Annotated in this window: 14 protein-coding genes; 1 reads left to right on the plus strand and 13 read right to left on the minus strand. The window is 73.1% G+C overall.

The annotated features are described in order from the left end of the window. Nucleotides 1-183 precede the first annotated feature (183 nt). From ACFV4F_RS26470 to nrdR, 12 genes are all read right to left on the minus strand, one after another. A complete protein-coding gene (locus ACFV4F_RS26470; RefSeq protein WP_380439488.1) occupies nucleotides 184-1,569 on the minus strand; it encodes an ABC transporter substrate-binding protein in 1,386 nt (461 codons plus the stop codon). 443 nt (nucleotides 1,570-2,012) lie between these two features. Further along, entirely contained in the window at nucleotides 2,013-3,227 is a 1,215-nt protein-coding gene (locus tag ACFV4F_RS26475; RefSeq protein ID WP_380439486.1) for a cytochrome P450, read from the minus strand. 111 nt (nucleotides 3,228-3,338) lie between these two features. Continuing rightward, complete coding sequence (locus tag ACFV4F_RS26480) at nucleotides 3,339-4,583, minus strand: cytochrome P450 (protein WP_380439484.1); 1,245 nt, start codon at nucleotides 4,581-4,583, stop codon at nucleotides 3,339-3,341. Beyond that, nucleotides 4,580-5,326, minus strand: a complete 747-nt coding sequence (locus ACFV4F_RS26485; RefSeq protein ID WP_380506025.1) for an ATP/GTP-binding protein — start codon at nucleotides 5,324-5,326, stop codon at nucleotides 4,580-4,582. Before ACFV4F_RS26485 ends, ACFV4F_RS26480 begins: the two co-directional genes overlap by 4 nt. Further along, nucleotides 5,307-5,675 carry a DUF742 domain-containing protein gene (locus tag ACFV4F_RS26490; protein WP_329924666.1) on the minus strand — a complete coding sequence of 123 codons (369 nt, stop codon included), beginning with the start codon at nucleotides 5,673-5,675 and terminating at the stop codon, nucleotides 5,307-5,309. Before ACFV4F_RS26490 ends, ACFV4F_RS26485 begins: the two co-directional genes overlap by 20 nt. Beyond that, nucleotides 5,672-6,106, minus strand: coding sequence for a roadblock/LC7 domain-containing protein (locus ACFV4F_RS26495; protein WP_329924667.1), 435 nt, complete (start codon nucleotides 6,104-6,106; stop codon nucleotides 5,672-5,674). The genes ACFV4F_RS26490 and ACFV4F_RS26495 overlap by 4 nt, the downstream gene beginning before the upstream one ends. After that, nucleotides 6,106-7,875: a sensor histidine kinase gene (locus ACFV4F_RS26500; protein WP_380506028.1), complete on the minus strand. Its 1,770-nt coding sequence runs from the start codon at nucleotides 7,873-7,875 to the stop codon at nucleotides 6,106-6,108. Before ACFV4F_RS26500 ends, ACFV4F_RS26495 begins: the two co-directional genes overlap by 1 nt. Before the next feature lie 325 nt (nucleotides 7,876-8,200). Further along, entirely contained in the window at nucleotides 8,201-8,767 is a 567-nt protein-coding gene (locus tag ACFV4F_RS26505; protein WP_380439478.1) for a Clp protease N-terminal domain-containing protein, read from the minus strand. 3 nt (nucleotides 8,768-8,770) lie between these two features. After that, nucleotides 8,771-9,007, minus strand: coding sequence for a helix-turn-helix domain-containing protein (locus ACFV4F_RS26510; protein WP_359964858.1), 237 nt, complete (start codon nucleotides 9,005-9,007; stop codon nucleotides 8,771-8,773). 48 nt (nucleotides 9,008-9,055) lie between these two features. Further along, complete coding sequence (locus tag ACFV4F_RS26515; RefSeq protein ID WP_380506031.1) at nucleotides 9,056-9,820, minus strand: SDR family oxidoreductase; 765 nt, start codon at nucleotides 9,818-9,820, stop codon at nucleotides 9,056-9,058. A 209-nt stretch (nucleotides 9,821-10,029) separates the two neighbouring features. Beyond that, nucleotides 10,030-12,939, minus strand: coding sequence for a vitamin B12-dependent ribonucleotide reductase (locus tag ACFV4F_RS26520; RefSeq protein WP_380439470.1), 2,910 nt, complete (start codon nucleotides 12,937-12,939; stop codon nucleotides 10,030-10,032). A 226-nt stretch (nucleotides 12,940-13,165) separates the two neighbouring features. After that, nucleotides 13,166-13,660, minus strand: a complete 495-nt coding sequence (gene nrdR, locus ACFV4F_RS26525; RefSeq protein WP_363651086.1) for a transcriptional regulator NrdR — start codon at nucleotides 13,658-13,660, stop codon at nucleotides 13,166-13,168. Between the two features lie 563 nt (nucleotides 13,661-14,223). On the opposite strand from nrdR, the gene lexA reads away from it, so the two are divergent. Beyond that, entirely contained in the window at nucleotides 14,224-14,886 is a 663-nt protein-coding gene (lexA, locus tag ACFV4F_RS26530) for a transcriptional repressor LexA (RefSeq protein ID WP_224281048.1), read from the plus strand. A 97-nt stretch (nucleotides 14,887-14,983) separates the two neighbouring features. Here lexA and ACFV4F_RS26535 read toward each other — a convergent pair whose 3' ends face one another. Continuing rightward, nucleotides 14,984-17,110, minus strand: coding sequence for an ATP-dependent DNA helicase (locus ACFV4F_RS26535; protein WP_380439468.1), 2,127 nt, complete (start codon nucleotides 17,108-17,110; stop codon nucleotides 14,984-14,986). Between the last annotated feature and the right edge of the window lie 5 nt (nucleotides 17,111-17,115).

Genomic DNA, 17,115 nt, shown 5'->3' on the forward strand with positions numbered 1-17,115 from the left:
GGGGGGGGTGCGTGGCGGTCTGTGGTTGGTGTGGGGGGTGGGGGGGGGGGGGGGGGGGGGGGGGGGGGGGGGGGGGGGGCCCCCCCCCCCCCCCCTCGACAGGTGGTCCCGTGACGGCGCCGGGCGTGGGGCCCCGGAGCGGCGTCCGCCGTCGCGGCGCCGCGAGGCCTGCCCGGCCGCGGGCTACTGCGGCCAGGCGGCGTCGATGTCGCCCGCGACCTTCTGGATCGTCTGGCCCTCGGCGAACCAGGAGGTCAGCGACTTCCACTCCTGTCCGGAGCCGATCGCGGCCGGCATCATGTCGGAGGCGTCGAAGCGGAAGGTCGCGCCCGGGTCGGTCAGCGCGTCCGCCGACAGCCGGTCGACCGGGTCGGTGTACAGGCTCTTGTCGACGCCCTGGTTGGCCGAGACCCAGCCGGTGGCCGTCTTCACCCGGCTGCTCGCCCAGTCCGAGCTGGACAGGTAGTTCTGCACCGCCTGCGCCTCGGGCCGGTTCGAGAACGCGGTCAGGAACTCGCCGCCGCCCTCGACCGGGCTGGGGACGCCGGGGTTCACCGCGGGCAGGTGGAAGGCGAACACGTCGCCGTCCGGAGCGATCTTCGTGTCCTTGGGCCACTGCGCCTTGTAGAAGGAGGCCTGCTGGAGCATGAAGCACTTGCCGCTCAGGATCGGCGTGCCCGCGTCCTGGAACGTCGTCGTGGCGATCGACTTCACGTCGCCGAAGCCGCCGTTGACCCAGGCCGGGTTCTGCATCCAGCCGGCGACCGTCTTCATGGCGGTGGTGATCTTCTCGTCGGAGAACTTCACCTGGTGGCCCACCCACTGGTCGTACACGTCACCGCCGTACGTGCCCAGCACCACCTCCTCCAGCCAGTCGGTGGCCGGCCAGCCGGTGGCCGTGCCGGAGGCGATGCCGCCGCACCACGGCTTGCCGCCGCCCGCCTTGGCGATCCTGTCGCTGAGCGCCATCAGGTCCGCCCAGGTCTTCGGCACCTCGTAGCCGGCCGCCTTGAAGGCCTTCGGCGAGTACCAGACCAGCGACTTCATGTTGGCGCTCATCGGGGCCGCGTAGAACGTGCCGTTGACCGAGCCGTAGGTCCGCCAGACCGGGCTCCACCGGTCCTGGTTGGTGACCGTCTGGGCGGGCGGCTTCACCACCTTGCCGCTCTTCACCATCTGCGCCAGCAGGCCGGGCTGCGGGATGATCGCGAAGTCCGGGGCGTTCCCGCCGGCCACGCGGACCGGCAGCTGGGACTCGAAGTCGTTCGACCCCTCGTAACTGATCCTGATCCCGGTGCACTTGGAGAACTCCGCCCAGGACTTCTCCAGGTTGTCCGACTCCGGGCTGAGGATCGAGGCGAACATCGTCACCGTGGTGCCCGAATGCCCGGCGTACGGCTGGTACTTGGCGCAGTCGCCGGACAGCGACTGGGCCGCTCCCCCGCCGTCGCCCGAACCGCCGGAGCTGTTGGAGCAGGCGGCGGTCAGCGCCAGCGCCGCGAGCAGCGCGGGCGCGGCGACCAGACGGCGGCGGGAACTCGGGGACGGTGCGGTCGGGTTGAGGGTCAATGCGGTTCTCCTCGCCAGGGCGTGCTGCCGGCTGTGGACCGAACGACATTGCGCTGTACCGGAGATAGTCGGCTGATCGGATCGTCGGATTGGACGTGCGGCCGATCCGACGACGTTAACCCAGCCGCCGGTCGCCGCCAAGGTCCGCGATCGACCTTCATCGCGCGGTGTCCCGGTCGTGACCCGACCGCGTCCCGACAAGCCGCCGCCCGTCTCCCCACGGGCTCCCGCCCCGCCAGGACACGCCGGCGGCCCCCCCCCCCAAGAGGACGGGGCCGCCCCGCCGGCGGGCGCCGGGAGTGCCGCGCCGCCCGCGCCCCCCCGGGGGCGCCCCCCCCCCCGCCCCCCCCCGCCCCCCCCCCACCCCCCCCGGCCCCCCCCCCCCCCCGCCCCCGCGGCGCCCCCCCCCCCCCCGGGGGGGGGCCCCCCCCCACGGCCGTCCGTCAGAAGAGCCGGACCGGCAGCTCCAGCAGGCTGTTGACCACCAGCGACGGGCTCGGCCGCAGCTCCCCGTCCGGCACCCCGAGCGACAGCCCCGGGAACCGCTCGAACAGCGCCGGCAGCGCGACCCCCGCCTCCAGCCTGGCCAGCGGCGACCCCGGGCAGACGTGCGGACCGTGGCCGAAGGACAGGTGCCGGGACGCGTCCCGGGTAACGTCGAACACCTCCGCCGTGATGCCGTGCTGCGCCGGGTCCCGGCCGATCGCGTTGTACGAGATCAGCACCGGCTCGCCCGCCGGGATCACCGTGTCGCCGACCGGGATGTCCTCGGCGGCGAAGCGGAACAGGAAGTTGCTGGTCGGCGGCGTCCAGCGGAGCGACTCCTCCACCACCGCGTCCCACGGCACCAGCCCCGACCGCACCAGCGCCAGCTGCTCCGGGTGGGCCAGCAGCGCCCGGACGGCGTTGCCGATCAGGTTCACCGTGGTCTCGTGACCGGCCGCGATGATCACCCGCAGGGTCGCCGCCGCCTCCGCGTCGGTCAGCGCGCCGCCCTCGGTGTCCGCCGCCAGCAACACGCTCGCCAGGTCGTCGCCGGGGGCCGAACGGCGCTGCGCCACCAGGTCGTTGACGAAGGCGTTCAGCCCGGCGATGGTCGCCTGGATACCCGCCGGGTCCGGCTTGATGCCGAAGAACCGCTCGTACAGGTCGCGCAGCACGCCGTGGTCCGACTCCGGCACGCCCAGCAGCGAGCAGATCACCGTCATCGGCAGCGGGAACGCGAACGCCGACTTCAGGTCCACCTCCGGCCCGCCCGCGGCCAGCGCGTCCAGCAGCCGGTGCGTGATCTCCTCGACGCGCGGGCGCATCAGCTCCACCCGGCGCGGGGTGAACGCCTGCGCCACCAGCGCCCGCAGCCGGCGGTGCTCGGCGCCGTCCGTGGTCACCATGCTCGGACCGGGCACCGCGAGGCCGATCAGCGGCCAGGTCTTCGGGACCTCTCCGCGCTGGAAGGCGGCCCAGTGCGCGGCGTCCTTCACCAGCCGGGAATCGGTCAGCAGGTCGCGCGCCGCGGCGTGCCGGGTCACCGCCCACGCGGCGACCCCGCCGGGCAGCTCGACCGGCACCGCCGGACCGGCGGCGCGCAGCAGGGCGCCCTCGGCGGCGCTGTCGCGGGCCAGCGGGTCGAGGACGAACGGGGCCGGGGCCACGGACATCGGCAACTCTCCTTCGGACTACGGGGCTTCGGGGCTGACGAGAGGACGGAACTTCGAGCGGTTCGAGCGGTTCGAGCGGTTCGAGCGGTGGGAAGCCCGAGGACAGACCGGTCAGGCCGCGTGCCCCGGGGTGAACGAGACCGGCAGCGCCACCAGCCCCCGCACCCACGCCGACGGCCGCCACACCAGCGCGTGCTCGGCCACCGCGAGCCGCAGGTCCGGCAGCCGGTCCAGCAGCACCTCGATCGCCGTCGTGGCGATCACCTCGGCCGCCTCCTGCGCGGGGAACGGGCAGCCGTGCTCGCCGTACGAGTAGCTCATGTGCGCCCGGTTGCCCTCGGCGGGCCGGCCGTCCGGCCGGCGCACCGACGGGTCGGAATTCGCCCCGGCGAAGCCCAGCAGGAGCATGTCCCCCTCGGCGATCCGCTGGCCGCCGAGGTGGGTGTCCCGCACGGCCCACCGGCCGGCGAAGATCTGCGTCGGGGTGTCCTCCCAGAGCGCCTCGTTGAGGGCCTGGCTGATGCTGCGCCGGCCGCCCGCGAGCGAGGCCGCGAACCGCTCGTCGGTGAGCATCAGGCGCAGCGCGTTGGAGATCCAGTACGAGGACGGCTGGTGGCCGGCGATCAGCAGCACCCGCAGGTCGCGCATCACCTCGTCCTCCGTCAGTCCGGCCGGGTGCTCCAGCATGCGCGAGGCGACGTCGGCACCCGGGTGCTCGGACTTCTCCCGCACCAGGGCGAGCATCAGCTCCAGCAGCCGCTGCGCGCCGGCCGGGGCGTCCGGGCCGCCGTCCAGCATGGTCAGCAGCGCCGTGATCAGCTCCGGAGCCTGCTCCTCGTCCAGGCCGAGCACCCGGCACAGCACCAGCAGCGGCATCCGGTGCGCGTACTCGGCGACCAGGTCCGCCTCGCCGCGGCCGGCGAAGTCGTCGATCAGCCGGTCGGCGATCTCCTCGGCGTGCTTGCGCAGCTCGTACGGGTCGGCCGCGGCCAGCGCGTCGGTGACCGCCCGGGAGCGGCGCACGTGCTCCTCGCCCTCGGCGTAGAGGATCGACGGCACCGGCGCCATCATCGGCTTCAGCGGCCAGTCGGCGGGCAGGGTGTCCCAGGCGTGCCAGCGGCTGGAGTCGCGGCCGAACAACTGGGGCTGCCCGGTCACCAGTTGGAGCTCGCGGTAGCCGATGACCAGCCAGGCGGGGACGCCGCCGGCCAGTTCGACCGGGGCCACCGGGCCGTGCTGGGCGCGCAGCTCGCGGTAGAGCTGGGCCGGGTCGGTCTGGAAGCGCGGCCCGTACAGCGGCGTGGCGCCGGCGTGCGCGGGGCAGCCCGGGGGCGGGGTGACGGCGGGCTCGGTCACGGGGTGCTCTCCTCGTACTGGTGCGCCTCGTACTGCTGCGCGGGGGATTCGGCGTGGCGGGAGGCGGCCGGCTGCACGGGGAGCCCGGCCTCGGCCTCCGCGAGCGCGGCCAGGTGGCCGACCAGCTCGATCAGCACCCGCTTGCCGGACTCCCGGTCCCGGGCGTCGCAGTCCACCAGCGGCACTTCCGGGGGCAGGTCGAGCGCCTCGCGGACCTGCTCCAGGGTGTGGGCCGGCTCGCCGAAGTTGTTGCGGGCCACGATGAACGGGGTGCCGTGGTGCTCCAGCCGGTCGATGGCGTACCAGGACTCCTCCAGGCGCCGGGTGTCCACCAGGACGACCGCGCCGAGCGCGCCGCTGAACAGGCGGTCCCACAGGAACCAGAAACGTTCCTGCCCCGGCGCGCCGAACAGGTAGAGCACCTGGCTCTCGGAGAGCGTGATCCGGCCGAAGTCGAAGGCGACCGTCGTGGAGCGCTTGCCCCACGCGCCGGCCGGGTCGATGCCCTCGCCCGCCCGCGTCATGACCTCCTCGGTGTTCAGCGGACGGATCTCGCTGACCGAGCCGACCAGCGTCGTCTTGCCGACGCCGAAGCCGCCGACCACGACGATCTTCAGCGCGTTGTCGGCGGTCGCGCGCAGCGGGGTGCGGCCGGTGACCGGGGCCGTCGCCGGGGCCTCCGTCGGAGCCGTCGAAACCGCCGGAGCCGCCGTCGTGGAGGGGTCAGAGCCGTTGGAGGCCATGCAGCACCTGCTTCAGCGTGTCGAGATCGGGCAGCCGCGCCTTGTTCGGCGCGAACCGGGGGTGCCGGGCGGTGACGGCCCCGGACTCCAGCAGGTCACCGAGCAGGATCTTCACCACCGAGACCGGCAGCGCCAGCTCCGCCGCGACCTCCACGACGGCGGTCGGGGCCTCGCACATCCGCAGGATGCGCGCGTGCTCCGACTGCATGCCCGGCGCCGGCTCCCGCTCGGCGACGATCAGCGTGACCAGGTCGAAGGCGTTCTCCGGGGAGCGGCTGCGGCCCCGGGTGATCGTGTAGAGGCGGTCCGGGTCGTCGTCCCGACCCGGCAGGACCGGCCCGGCGTTCATGCCCGGGCGCTCTCGTGCGTCCCGGTCTCCTCCACCGACCTGGCCGGCGCGCTCAGGTGGACGCCGATCTGCTCGATCAGGCCGTGCATGTTGTGGCCGACCACGCCCACGTCCGCCTCGTCGTCCGTGACGACGGCCAGGTGCGCGCCTTCGCCGGCCGCCACGATGCACAGGATGCCGCCGTGGAACTCGGTCATCGACTGCCGGACGCCGCCGGTGCCGTCGCCGAACTCGATCGAGGCGCCGTGCGCCAGGCTCTGCAGGCCGGAGGCGATCGCGGCCAGCTGGTCGGCCCGGTCGGCGTCGAGGCCGGAGGTGTGGCAGAGCTTGAGGCCGTCGGCGGAGAGCACCAGGGCGTGCCGGGCGCCGGGGGTGACGCTCAGCAGGTTTTCCAACAGCCAGTCGAGGTCACGGTCGGTCGCGCTGCTCATCAGGAGTCCTTCTCGGTGACGGGGGAAGGGTCGGGCGTGGTGTCGGTGTCCGTGGTCGGGGCGTCCGTGGTCGCGGTGGCCAGGGTCGGGGCGTCCATGGTCGCAATGTCCGTGGTCGGGGCGTCCATGGTCGCGGTGTCCTCCGCGGCGCGCTGGGCGGCCCGGCGGAAGGCGCCGAACCGGGCGGCGGCCGTCGAGGCGTCCGCGCGGACGGGTTTCGCGGACGGGGCCGCCGCCGCGGGGGCGGTGGCGGCGAGGGTCTGGCCGCGGCGGCGCTGCGGCAGGCCGCTGTCGGTGATCGGGGTGGGCGCGGGCGGCAGCGGGGCCGGGGCGGCCGGTGCGGGGACCACCGGGGCGGTGGGCGCGGGCGGCAGCGGAGCGGGCACCGGGCGTGCAGGGGTGAGCGCGGGGCGCACCGTCTCAGCGACCGGCGGCTGGACCGGGGCGGGCGCCGGAGCGCCGTGCGTGAGCAACTGCTGCGGAACCAGCACCACCACGCCCGTACCGCCGCGCGCCGACGGCCGGAACGAGATCTGCAGGCCGTGCTTGCGGGCCAGCACGCCGACCACCGCGAGGCCCAGCCGGGTACCGGCGGAGAGCGTGGCGAGGTCCAACGGCTCGGCGGAGACGGCCCGTTCGGCCCGGCGCAGCCAGCTGTCGCTCAGGCCGAGACCGCTGTCCTCGACGGTGATCGCCAGCCCGGCCGACACCTCCTCGACGTAGACGTGCACCTCGGCCGGCGGGGCGGAGAAGTTGGTGGCGTTGTCGAGGAGTTCGGCCAGCGCGTGCATCACGCCCTCGGCCGCGTACCCGGCGACGGCCGCGGTGCTGGCGTTGTGCAGCCGCACCCGCTGGTAGGCGCCGATCCGGCCGAGCGCGCCGCGCAACACCGACTCCACCGCGATCGGCTTGGCCCAGCGGCGGCCCGAGCGCGCACCGGTGAGCACCGCGATGCTGTCGGCCATGCGGCCGGCCTGGGCGGTCGAGTGGTCCAGTCGCAGGAGGTCGCCGAGGACCTCCTCGTCGTGCCGGTGCTGCATCTCGCGCAGCTCCGCGTGCATGCTCGTGGCCAGCGCCTGGACGCGCCCGGCGGCCGTCGCGCACACCGCGAGCGCGGCGGCCCGCAGCCGTTCGCCCCGGCCGACCTCGTCCGCGACGACGCGCAGCAGCGCGTGCTGGGGGTGCGCACGGTGGGCGGTCAGCGCGCTGTCGACGGACGCGCCGTTCCGGAGCTTCTTCACGACCTCGGGCAGGACGCCGTCGGCGAGCCGGTCGAGGTCCACGCGCTCGGCCTCGGCGGCCGCCCGGGCCTCCTCGGTCCGCGCCCGCGCCTCGTCGAGCTCGGCACCCAGCCGGGCCAGCTCGGCGTGCGCGGCGACGACGTCCGCCGCGATCCGGGCCTGCTCGGCCCGGGCGGCGTCCCGCTCGGCGCGGGCGGAGGCCGCGTCGTCGTGCGCGGCGGTCTCGGCCTGCCGGGCGGAGCCGGCGAGGACGAGGGCGGCGGTGGTCTCCTGGTGCTGGACGGCGAGGTCCTCGGCCAGCCGCCGGGAGCGCTCGGTCCCGCTCGCGGCCACGCCGACGGCGATCAGCCACAGGACGCTGACGGCCCCGACGGCGAGCGCCGTCAGCGGCTGGTGGGCGCCCAGTGCCCGGCCGATCCCGACCGGCGCGGCGACCAGGGCGAGCAGGACGGCCGCGGCGGTCAGCGCGACGGTCCGTGGCGCGGGCGGTCGGCGCGGGCCGCCGTCGGAGCTGGTGGCTTCTCTCATCAGTGCGGTCCTCGACAACGGCGGCGGCTCGGGCGGCGGATCGGCGACACTGGTGGCACTAGTGGCACCGACGGTGGTTCGAGCGCATACGAGGCCGCCCGGCGGCGTCGCGAAACGTCTCCGGGCGGCTGATCGATTCACGCTTTCGGCCGATCATATCGATTCAGACATTGCCCTCAAGCAGCCAGTTGACGGTCAATCTCGTTCATTCACGTCGCCTACACCGATTCGCGACGTCCGACGGATGCCCACGGCACGCCCACCGCACGCCCGACCGAGCCGAAAGCAGGCGCCGAGCGGGCGCCCGACCGAACCGCACCCGCCCTCAGGCCAGCTTCGCCTCCACCGCCTGCCGGACGGCCCCCAGGTCCAGCCCGTGATCGACGATCACCCGCGCCCCGAGCCCGTCCCCCTCCCGGATCACCCCGAGCAGCAGGTGCCCCACCGCGATCTGACCGGACTTCAGCCGCAGCGACTCCCGCAGCGACAGCTCCAGTGCCTTCTTCGCCCCGGAGCCGAACCGACTGCGGGCCGGTTTCGCGTCCGCCTGCCTGAACCAGCCGCGCCGCTTCGGCCCCTCCTCGGCCGGCGCGTCCAGCGCCCCCTCGCCGAAGGCCGCCTCCACGGCCGACCGGACGGCGTCCAGGTCCACCCCGATCGAGGCCAGCGCCTCGGCGTCGTCGCGCGGCCCGATCAGCCGGGCCACCGCCTGCCGCGCCGTCTCCCGGTCCAGGCCGGCGTCGATCAGGACCGCGGCCCCGGGGTCCGCCTCCTGCGCCAGGATCCCCAGCAGCAGGTGCTCCGTGCCGACACCGGCCTGCCGCAGCAGCCGGGCCTCGTCCTGGGCCACGAACACCACGCTCCGCGCCCCGTCGGTGAATCGCTCGAACATCGCTCAGTCTCCGTCCTGTTCCGGGCCGGCCCCCCGCCGGGCGTACTTCTTGTGCACGGCCTGCCGGGTCACCCCGAGGCAGACCGCGATGTCCTGCCAGGACCAGCCCTGCGCACGGGCGTTGCCCACCTGGAGCTTCTCCAGGCGGTCCGCCAGGTCGCGCAGGGCCCGGACCGACCGGAGCCCCACGGCGGGGTCCCGGCTGCTCGCGGCTGCCGCGAGCTCTCCGCTCTCGCTCATGGTGTCAACTTTGGTTGACGCGGGCGCATGTGTCAACCCTGGTTGACATCAGCGATGGCCGAAGCGCTCCGCCAGGGTCTCCTCGAAGGTGCCCCGGCCCACCGCGCGCTCCGGGGTGAGGAGGCCGCCCGCCCGCAGCTCGCGGACGGCCGAGCCCGGGAGGCTCAGGGGGAGCAGCAGCCGGCGGCGGCCGGTGGCGCGCAGGTAGGCCTCGGCCAGGTCCCGGTACGTCCGCACCTGCGGGCCGCCGACCTCGGGCGCGTAGCCGGACGGCCCCTCCCCCACCAGCTCCACGACGTGCGCGGCGGCCTCCCGGACGTCCACCGGCTGGCACCGCACCCCGGTGAGCACCGGGAACACCGGCAGCTTCGCCGAGGCGCCGAAGAACCTCAGCAGCAGGTCGTGGAACTGCGTCGCCCGCAGCACCGTCCAGCCCAGCCGGGACTCCCGCACGACCCGCTCGCACGCGTACTTCGTCCGGTAGTACGGAATCGGCACCCGGTCGACGCCGACGATCGACACGTACACGAGGTGCCGCACCCCGGCCCGTTCGGCCGCCGCGACCAGGTGCCGCACGGCGTCCAGGTCCTTCTTGCCCTGGGAGGTCGCGCAGTCGATCACCGTCTCCACCCCGGCCACCGCCGCAGCGACCCCGTCCCCCGTCACCAGGTCGCCGGCCACCCACTCGACCCCGTCCGCCCCGCCGCCCCGGACCCGCCGGCTCAACCCGCGCACCGCCACCCCACGCGCGACCAGCAGCCGCACCACCTCCCGCCCCAACGTCCCCGTCGCCCCGGTCACCAGCACCGTCATGACTCACCCGCTCCTCTCCGAAAGCCCTTCACCCCCTACCGACAGTCCACCGGCCCCATCCGTGACATCGGCGTCCCGAGGCGGAGGGACACACCGATACGGGCGGACATTCATGCGGACGGGCATGAAAAAGCGGGGCGAGGACCGTGAAGTCCTCGCCCCGCTTCAGTGGTTCACCTCAGGCGAGGTGACACCGGGGTCGGGCGTGATCAGCTGCAGCCGCTGGTGGAGCCGCAGCCCTCGCAGAGGTAGCAGCTGCCGGCGCGGCGCATCTTGGTGCCGCAGGAGAAGCACAGCGGGGCGTCGGCGTTGAGGCCGAGCTGGATCTCCATCAGCTCCGTGGAGTTGTGGGCCTGCTTCGCCGGGGCCTTGGGCGCCGGCGCGGCCGGGGCCGGGGCGGGCTTGGCGGCCACCGGGGCCACCGGGGCGGACTGGGCGAGGGACTCGGTGTCGAGCTCCTCGGCCTCCAGCGGCTCGTACGAACCCGTCTCCAGGTGGCGCTGGCGCTCCTCGACGGAGTGGATGCCGAGCGCCGAGCGGGTCTCGAAGGGCAGGAAGTCCAGCGCCAGGCGGCGGAAGATGTAGTCGACGATCGACTGCGCCATCCGCACGTCCGGGTCGTCGGTCAGGCCGGCCGGCTCGAAGCGCATGTTGGTGAACTTCGAGACGTAGGTCTCCAGCGGCACGCCGTACTGGAGGCCGACCGAGACGGCGATGGAGAAGGCGTCCATCATGCCCGCGAGGGTCGAGCCCTGCTTGGACATCTTCAGGAAGACCTCGCCGAGGCCGTCGTCCGGGTAGGAGTTGGCCGTCATGTAGCCCTCGGCGCCACCGACCGTGAAGGAGGTGGTGATGCCCGGGCGGCCCTTGGGCAGGCGCTTGCGGACCGGGCGGTACTCGACGACCTTCTCGACCGCGGCGGGGGCCTGGGCCTCCTCGGCCTTGGTCTCGGAGTCCTTCTTCTTGGCCGAGAGCGGCTGGCCGACCTTCGAGTTTTCGCGGTAGATGGCGAGCGCCTTGACGCCCATCTTCCACGCCTCGAAGTAGATCTCCTCGACGTCCTCGACGGTCGCGGCGGCCGGCATGTTCACGGTCTTGGAGATGGCGCCGGAGATCCACGGCTGGATCGCGGCCATCATCCGCACGTGCCCCATCGGCGAGATGGAGCGCTCGCCCATCGCGCAGTCGAACACCTCGTAGTGCTCGGCCTTGAGGCCCGGCGCGTCGACGACGTTGCCGTGCTCGCCGATGTGGGCGACGACCGCCTCGATCTGCTCGTCCTGGTAGCCGAGGCGCTTGAGGGCGCGCGGGACGGTGCCGTTGACGATCTGCATCGAGCCGCCGCCGACGAGCTTCTTGAACTTGACCAGGGCGAGGTCGGGCTCGACGCCGGTGGTGTCGCAGTCCATCATCAGGCCGATGGTGCCGGTCGGGGCGAGGACCGAGGCCTGGGCGTTGCGGAAGCCGTTCTGCGCGCCGAGGCGCAGCACGTCCTGCCAGGTCTTGTTGGCCGCGAGCCAGACCGGGGCGTCCAGGTCGTCGAGGGAGACGGCGTCCAGGGAGGCGTCCGCGTGCTGCTTCATGACCCGCTGGTGCGGGGCGGCGTTGCGGGCGTAGCCGTCGTACGGGCCGACGACGCCGGCGAGCTCGGCGCCGCGGCGGTAGGCGGTGCCGGTCATCAGCGAGGTGATGGCGCCGGCCAGGGCGCGGCCGCCCTCGCTGTCGTAGGCGTGGCCGGTGGCCATCAGCAGGGCGCCGAGGTTGGCGTAGCCGATGCCGAGCTGGCGGTAGGCGCGGGTGGTCTCGCCGATCTTCTCGGTCGGGAAGTCGGCGAAGCAGATGGAGATGTCCATCGCGGTGATGACCAGCTCGACGACCTTGGCGAAGGTGGCGGCGTCGAACCCCTGCCCACCGTTGGACGCAGTGTCGTCGCGCAGGAACTTCATCAGGTTGAGCGAGGCGAGGTTGCAGCTGGAGTTGTCCAGGTGCATGTACTCGGAGCAGGGGTTGGACGCGTTGATGCGGCCGGACTCCGGGCAGGTGTGCCAGTGGTTGATGACGGAGTCGTACTGGATGCCGGGGTCGGCGCAGGCCCAGGCGGCCTCGGCCATCTTGCGGAACAGCTTCTTCGCGTCGACGGTCTCGATGACCTCGCCGGTGAGGCGGGCGCGCAGGCCGAATTCGGTGCCGTTCTCGACGGCGGTCATGAATTCGTCGGAGACGCGGACCGAGTTGTTGGCGTTCTGGTACTGGACGGAGGCGATGTCGTCGCCGCCGAGGTCCATGTCGAAGCCCGCGTCGCGCAGGGCGCGGATCTTCTCCTCCTCCTTCACCTTGGTCTCGATGAAGGCCTCGACGTCCGGGTGGTCGACGTCGAGCACGACCATCTTGGCGGCCCGGCGGGTGGCGCCGCCGGACTTGATGGTGCCGGCGGAGGCGTCGGCACCGCGCATGAAGGAGACCGGGCCGGAGGCGTTGCCGCCGGAGGTGAGGAGCTCCTTGGAGGAGCGGATGCGGGAGAGGTTGAGGCCGGCGCCGGAGCCGCCCTTGAAGATCATGCCCTCTTCCTTGTACCAGTCGAGGATCGACTCCATGGAGTCGTCGACGGCCAGGATGAAGCAGGCGCTGACCTGCTGGGGCTGCTTGGTGCCGACGTTGAACCAGACCGGCGAGTTGAAGCTGAACACCTGGTGGAGGAGGGCGTGGGTCAGCTCGTGCTCGAAGATCTCGGCGTCGTCCTTGGCGGCGAAGTAGCCGTGCTTCTCGCCGGCGGCGCGGTAGGTGAGCACCACGCGGTCGATGATCTGCTTGAGGCTCCACTCGCGCTGCGGGGTGCCGACGGCGCCGCGGAAGTACTTGGACGTGACGATGTTGACCGCGTTGACCGACCAGAAGTCGGGGAACTCGACGCCGCGCTGCTCGAAGTTGACCGACCCGTCGCGCCAGTTGGTCATGACGACGTCGCGCCGCTCCCAGCGGACCTCGTCGTACGGGTGGACGCCAGGGGTGGTGTAGATGCGCTCCATCCGGAGACCGCCCTTGGGCGCCTTGCCGGCACCCTTCGCCGCGGCCTTGTCGGACTTCGACCCGCGTGCGGAACCGCTCGTGGTGTCTGTCACTTCTCGCTCCTCCTCCTGGGCAAACGCCCGACTCCTGGGCAAACGCCCGTGGTACCCCGAAAAGTCCGGGCACCGCTGGTTCGTTCTTCCGGTGTGCGGGCAGGCGAGAGCCTCGCCCGCTTGCGCACGGTTTGTGATGTTCTGTGCCCGGATTCCGGGCACGCGTGGGCCCCGGAGGGCCGTCGTGGCACGGCCCGGCCCCGTGGGGCCGGGTGGGGGGCGCCTCCTAGGGCGCGGCGGCGGCAACGGGCACGCAGGCGCCCTCCGCCTCGGCGGGCCGTCCGGCGCGGATCTCCGCGATGGCGGCCTCGAAGTCTTCCAGTCCGTCGTACGCCTGGTACACGCTGGCGAAGCGCAGGTAGGCGACCACGTCGAGTTCCTTGAGCGGGCCGAGTATGGCCAGCCCGACGTCGTGGGTGGTCAGCTCGGCGTTGCCGGTGGCGCGCACGCACTCCTCGACCCGCTGGCCGAGCAGGGCGAGGGCGTCCTCGGTGACCGGGCGGCCCTGGCAGGCCTTGCGGACGCCGGAGATGACCTTCTCCCGGGAGAACGGCTCGGTGACCCCACTGCGCTTGATGACCATCAGCGCGGCCGTCTCCACGGTGGTGAAGCGGCGGCCGCAGTCCGGGCACTGCCGGCGACGGCGGATCGAGCTGCCGTCCTCGGTGGTCCGGCTGTCGACGACGCGGCTGTCGGAGTGCCGGCAGAAGGGGCAGTGCACCTGAAGGATCCCTCCCTGGCAGGACGTGCGGACTGGGTCGAGTCTATGCGATGTGCCCCGGGCCTCGGCAAGCTGATCATGCGCCGTGACCACTACCACTGGGCACGGAGAGGACTGTAGCCACTAGATGTAGGCCTCGGGGGGAAGCGACACCCCTGGCGTGTCGACGCCGATTAGACTGCGGAAGTCGAGTTCTTGTCGAACATTCGATCGATGTACAACAAAGCCTTGATCGAGTCAGCCAACTCTCGAATAATTCACTCGAACGTGTGTTTGGCGCAACCTTTCGATACGGGGTGCGTTGGGCTGGAAAAGGGAGAGGACAGCCGTCGAGAGGGGCCGCCGTGAACACCATCGAAAGCAACACCATCCCGGTGCAGGAACACTCCCAGTTCAAGGTGGGGCAGCGCACCACGAATCAGCAGAGTGTGGACGTCAGCATGGACCGTAGCGAAGACCACCGCCTCTCCGGCCCGGCCGTTTCCAGCGCGAGCCGCGTCCCCGATCAGCCGATCGAACACTCCCCCGTCCTGGACGAGGCCCACCCCGCGCCCGCGCGGGCGATGCCCGGCCGCCCCCCCGGGATCCGCACCGACGAGGCCGGGCTCACCGAGCGCCAGCGCCGCGTCATCGAGGTCATCCGGGATTCCGTCCAGCGCCGGGGCTACCCGCCGTCCATGCGCGAGATCGGCCAGGCCGTCGGCCTGTCCAGCACCTCCTCGGTCGCCCACCAGCTGATGGCCCTGGAGCGCAAGGGCTTCCTGCGCCGGGACCCGCACCGCCCGCGCGCCTACGAGGTCCGCGGCGTCGAGGTGGCCCGCCCGAACACCGCCGAGACGGCCGGCCGGCCGTCGACCTCGTACGTCCCGCTGGTCGGCCGGATCGCCGCCGGCGGTCCGATCCTGGCCGAGCAGACGGTCGAGGACGTCTTCCCGCTGCCGCGCCAACTGGTCGGCGAGGGCGAGCTGTTCGCGCTCACCGTGCGCGGCGACTCGATGATCGAGGCGGCCATCTGCGACGGCGACTGGGTCACCGTGCGCCGCCAGCCGGTCGCCGAGAACGGCGACATCGTGGCCGCGATGATCGACGGCGAGGCCACCGTCAAGCGGCTCAAGCGCGAGGACGGCCGGATCTGGCTGATGCCGCACAACCCCGCCTACGAGCCGATCAACGGCGACAACGCGACCATCCTGGGCAAGGTGGTGGCGGTCCTGCGCCGCCTCTGAGCGGGTCCGCCCGCACGCACCGGGAAGGGGCTCCACCGCGTTCGCGCGGGGAGCCCCTCCGGCGTTCCCCGAATCCTGCAAGGGGCCCGCGAGCGGCCTACGAGCCGCGCTTCACCACCGGCCTGACCGGCGCCGCCGAGGCGTCGATCGCCGCCAGCGAGCGGCGCACCTGGTTGCGGTCCGTCGTGTACCAGAACTCCGGCATCGAGGAGCGGAAGAAGCCCCCGTAGCGCTTGGTCGCCACCCGCGGGTCGAGCACCGCCACGATGCCGCGGTCGTCGGCCGCGCGGACCAGCCGGCCCGCGCCCTGCGCCATCAGCAGCGCCGCGTGCGTCGCCGCGACCGCCATGAAGCCGTTCCCGCCGCGCTGTTCGACGTCCTTCTGGCGGGCGCTCATCAACGGGTCGTCCGGCCGGGGGAACGGGATGCGGTCCATCACCACCAGCTGGCAGGCCGAGCCGGGCACGTCGACGCCCTGCCAGAGCGAGAGCGTGCCGAACAGGCAGGTGGTCGCGTCCGAGGCGAACTCGCGGATCAACTCGCCCAGGGTGTCCTCGCCCTGGAGCAGGATCCGGTTGTCCAGCCGCTCGCGCATCGCCTCGGCGGCGGCCTGCGCGCCGCGCATCGAGGAGAAGAGGCCCAGCGTCCGGCCGCCGGCCGCGCCGATCAGCTCCGCCAACTCGTCGAGCATGTCCGGCCGTTCGGGGTCGCGGCCGGGCTCGGAGAGGTGCTTGGCGACGTACAGGATGCCCTGCTTGGGGTACTTGAACGGCGAACCGACGTCGATGCCGCGCCAGTGCGGCACCGCGTCCTCGCCGAAGCCGGCGCCGGCGTCCGGGTTGTCCCCGGGCGTGCGCTCGTCCGGCAGCCGGGCCTCCGAGGGCAGGCCGACCGAGCCGGCCACGCCGTTGAAGTCCCCGCCGAGCTTGAGCGTGGCCGAGGTCAGGACGACCGAGCGCTCCTTGTAGAGGCCCTCGCGCAGCAGCCCGGAGACGCTCAGCGGCGCGACCCGCAGCGAGGCCGTGCCCATCCCGAAGCGGTCGTTGCGCTCGATCCAGACCACGTCGTACTCGGAGTCCTCCAGCAGCCGCTCGGCGGTCTCGTGGACCGTCTCCACCGAGGCCATGGCCTGCTTGCGGACCGCGTCCTCGTCGGTGAGCCCCTTGTCCCTGGTCTCGCCGAGCGAGGTGATCACCTGCCGGGCGGAGTCCCGGATGGCCGTGACGGCGTACGCCAGGTACTCGGGCAGTTCCTCGACCCGGCCGGGCTGGGCGGTCTCCATCAGGCCGTGGTAGTTCTCGGCCGCGGCCTGGAGCGCGTCGACGGCCTTCTCGTTGGCGAGCCGCGCGGCCCGCTTGACCGCCCGGTTGACGGCGCCGACGGTCAGCTCGGCGGTGGCCGCGCCGGTGACCCGGTTGACCAGTTCGTGCGCCTCGTCGACGATCAGCAGCCCGTGCTCGGGCAGCACCGGCGCGCCCTCGATCGCGTCGATCGCGAGCATCGCGTGGTTGGTGACGACGACGTCCGCGAGCTTGGCCCGCTCCCTGGCCTTCTCCGCGAAGCACTCCTGCCCGTACGCGCAACGCGTCGCGCCCAGGCACTCCTTGGACGTGACCGACAGCTGGGACCAGGCCCGGTCGGACACGCCGGGGCTCATGTCGTCGCGGTCGCCGGTCTCGGTCTCGTCCGCCCACTCGCGCAGCCGCAGCACCTCCTGCCCGAGCTTGCTGGCCGGCCCGCCGAGCGCCTCGGCGGCGTCGAACAGGCCCTCGCCCTCGTCGCTCGGGGTGCCCTCGTTGGCCCGGTGCAGGCACAGGTAGTTGGAGCGGCCCTTGAGCATCGCGAACAGCGGCCGGCGGCGCAGCACCGGGTGCAGCGCGTCGACCGTGCGCGGCAAGTCGCGTTCGACCAGCTGGCGTTGGAGCGCCAGGGTGGCGGTGGCGACCACGACGCGGTCCCCGTGCGCGAGGGCCGGCACCAGGTACGCGAGGGACTTGCCGGTGCCGGTGCCGGCCTGGACGAGCAGGTGCTCGGCGTTGTCGACCGCGTCGGCGACGGCCTCGGCCATCTTCACCTGACCGGGGCGTTCCACGCCGCCGACGGACTCGACGGCGGCGTGGAGCAGCTCGGGGATGCGCGAGCGGGGGACCGCGACGGCTTCCCCGGTCTCGGCCGGGGCGGGTGCGTCCTCGCCGGGGAGCTGGGTTTGGGAGTCGTTCGTCATGACCC

Origin of the sequence: Kitasatospora sp. NPDC059722, from assembly GCF_042733235.1 — a bacterium.
In the GTDB taxonomy this organism is placed as follows: domain Bacteria; phylum Actinomycetota; class Actinomycetes; order Streptomycetales; family Streptomycetaceae; genus Kitasatospora.

What these genes read in the sequence shown, in the direction of transcription:
- ACFV4F_RS26475 (WP_380439486.1), bottom strand. Translation starts at nt 3,227, where the DNA reads ATGTCCGTGGCCCCGGCCCCGTTCGTCCTCGACCCGCTGGCCCGCGAC.
- ACFV4F_RS26485 (WP_380506025.1), bottom strand. Translation starts at nt 5,326, where the DNA reads ATGGCCTCCAACGGCTCTGACCCCTCCACGACGGCGGCTCCGGCGGTT.
- ACFV4F_RS26490 (WP_329924666.1), bottom strand. Translation starts at nt 5,675, where the DNA reads ATGAACGCCGGGCCGGTCCTGCCGGGTCGGGACGACGACCCGGACCGC.
- ACFV4F_RS26495 (WP_329924667.1), bottom strand. Translation starts at nt 6,106, where the DNA reads ATGAGCAGCGCGACCGACCGTGACCTCGACTGGCTGTTGGAAAACCTG.
- ACFV4F_RS26500 (WP_380506028.1), bottom strand. Translation starts at nt 7,875, where the DNA reads ATGAGAGAAGCCACCAGCTCCGACGGCGGCCCGCGCCGACCGCCCGCG.
- ACFV4F_RS26505 (WP_380439478.1), bottom strand. Translation starts at nt 8,767, where the DNA reads ATGTTCGAGCGATTCACCGACGGGGCGCGGAGCGTGGTGTTCGTGGCC.
- ACFV4F_RS26510 (WP_359964858.1), bottom strand. Translation starts at nt 9,007, where the DNA reads ATGAGCGAGAGCGGAGAGCTCGCGGCAGCCGCGAGCAGCCGGGACCCC.
- ACFV4F_RS26515 (WP_380506031.1), bottom strand. Translation starts at nt 9,820, where the DNA reads ATGACGGTGCTGGTGACCGGGGCGACGGGGACGTTGGGGCGGGAGGTG.
- lexA (WP_224281048.1), top strand. Translation starts at nt 14,224, where the DNA reads ATGCCCGGCCGCCCCCCCGGGATCCGCACCGACGAGGCCGGGCTCACC.
- ACFV4F_RS26535 (WP_380439468.1), bottom strand. Translation starts at nt 17,110, where the DNA reads ATGACGAACGACTCCCAAACCCAGCTCCCCGGCGAGGACGCACCCGCC.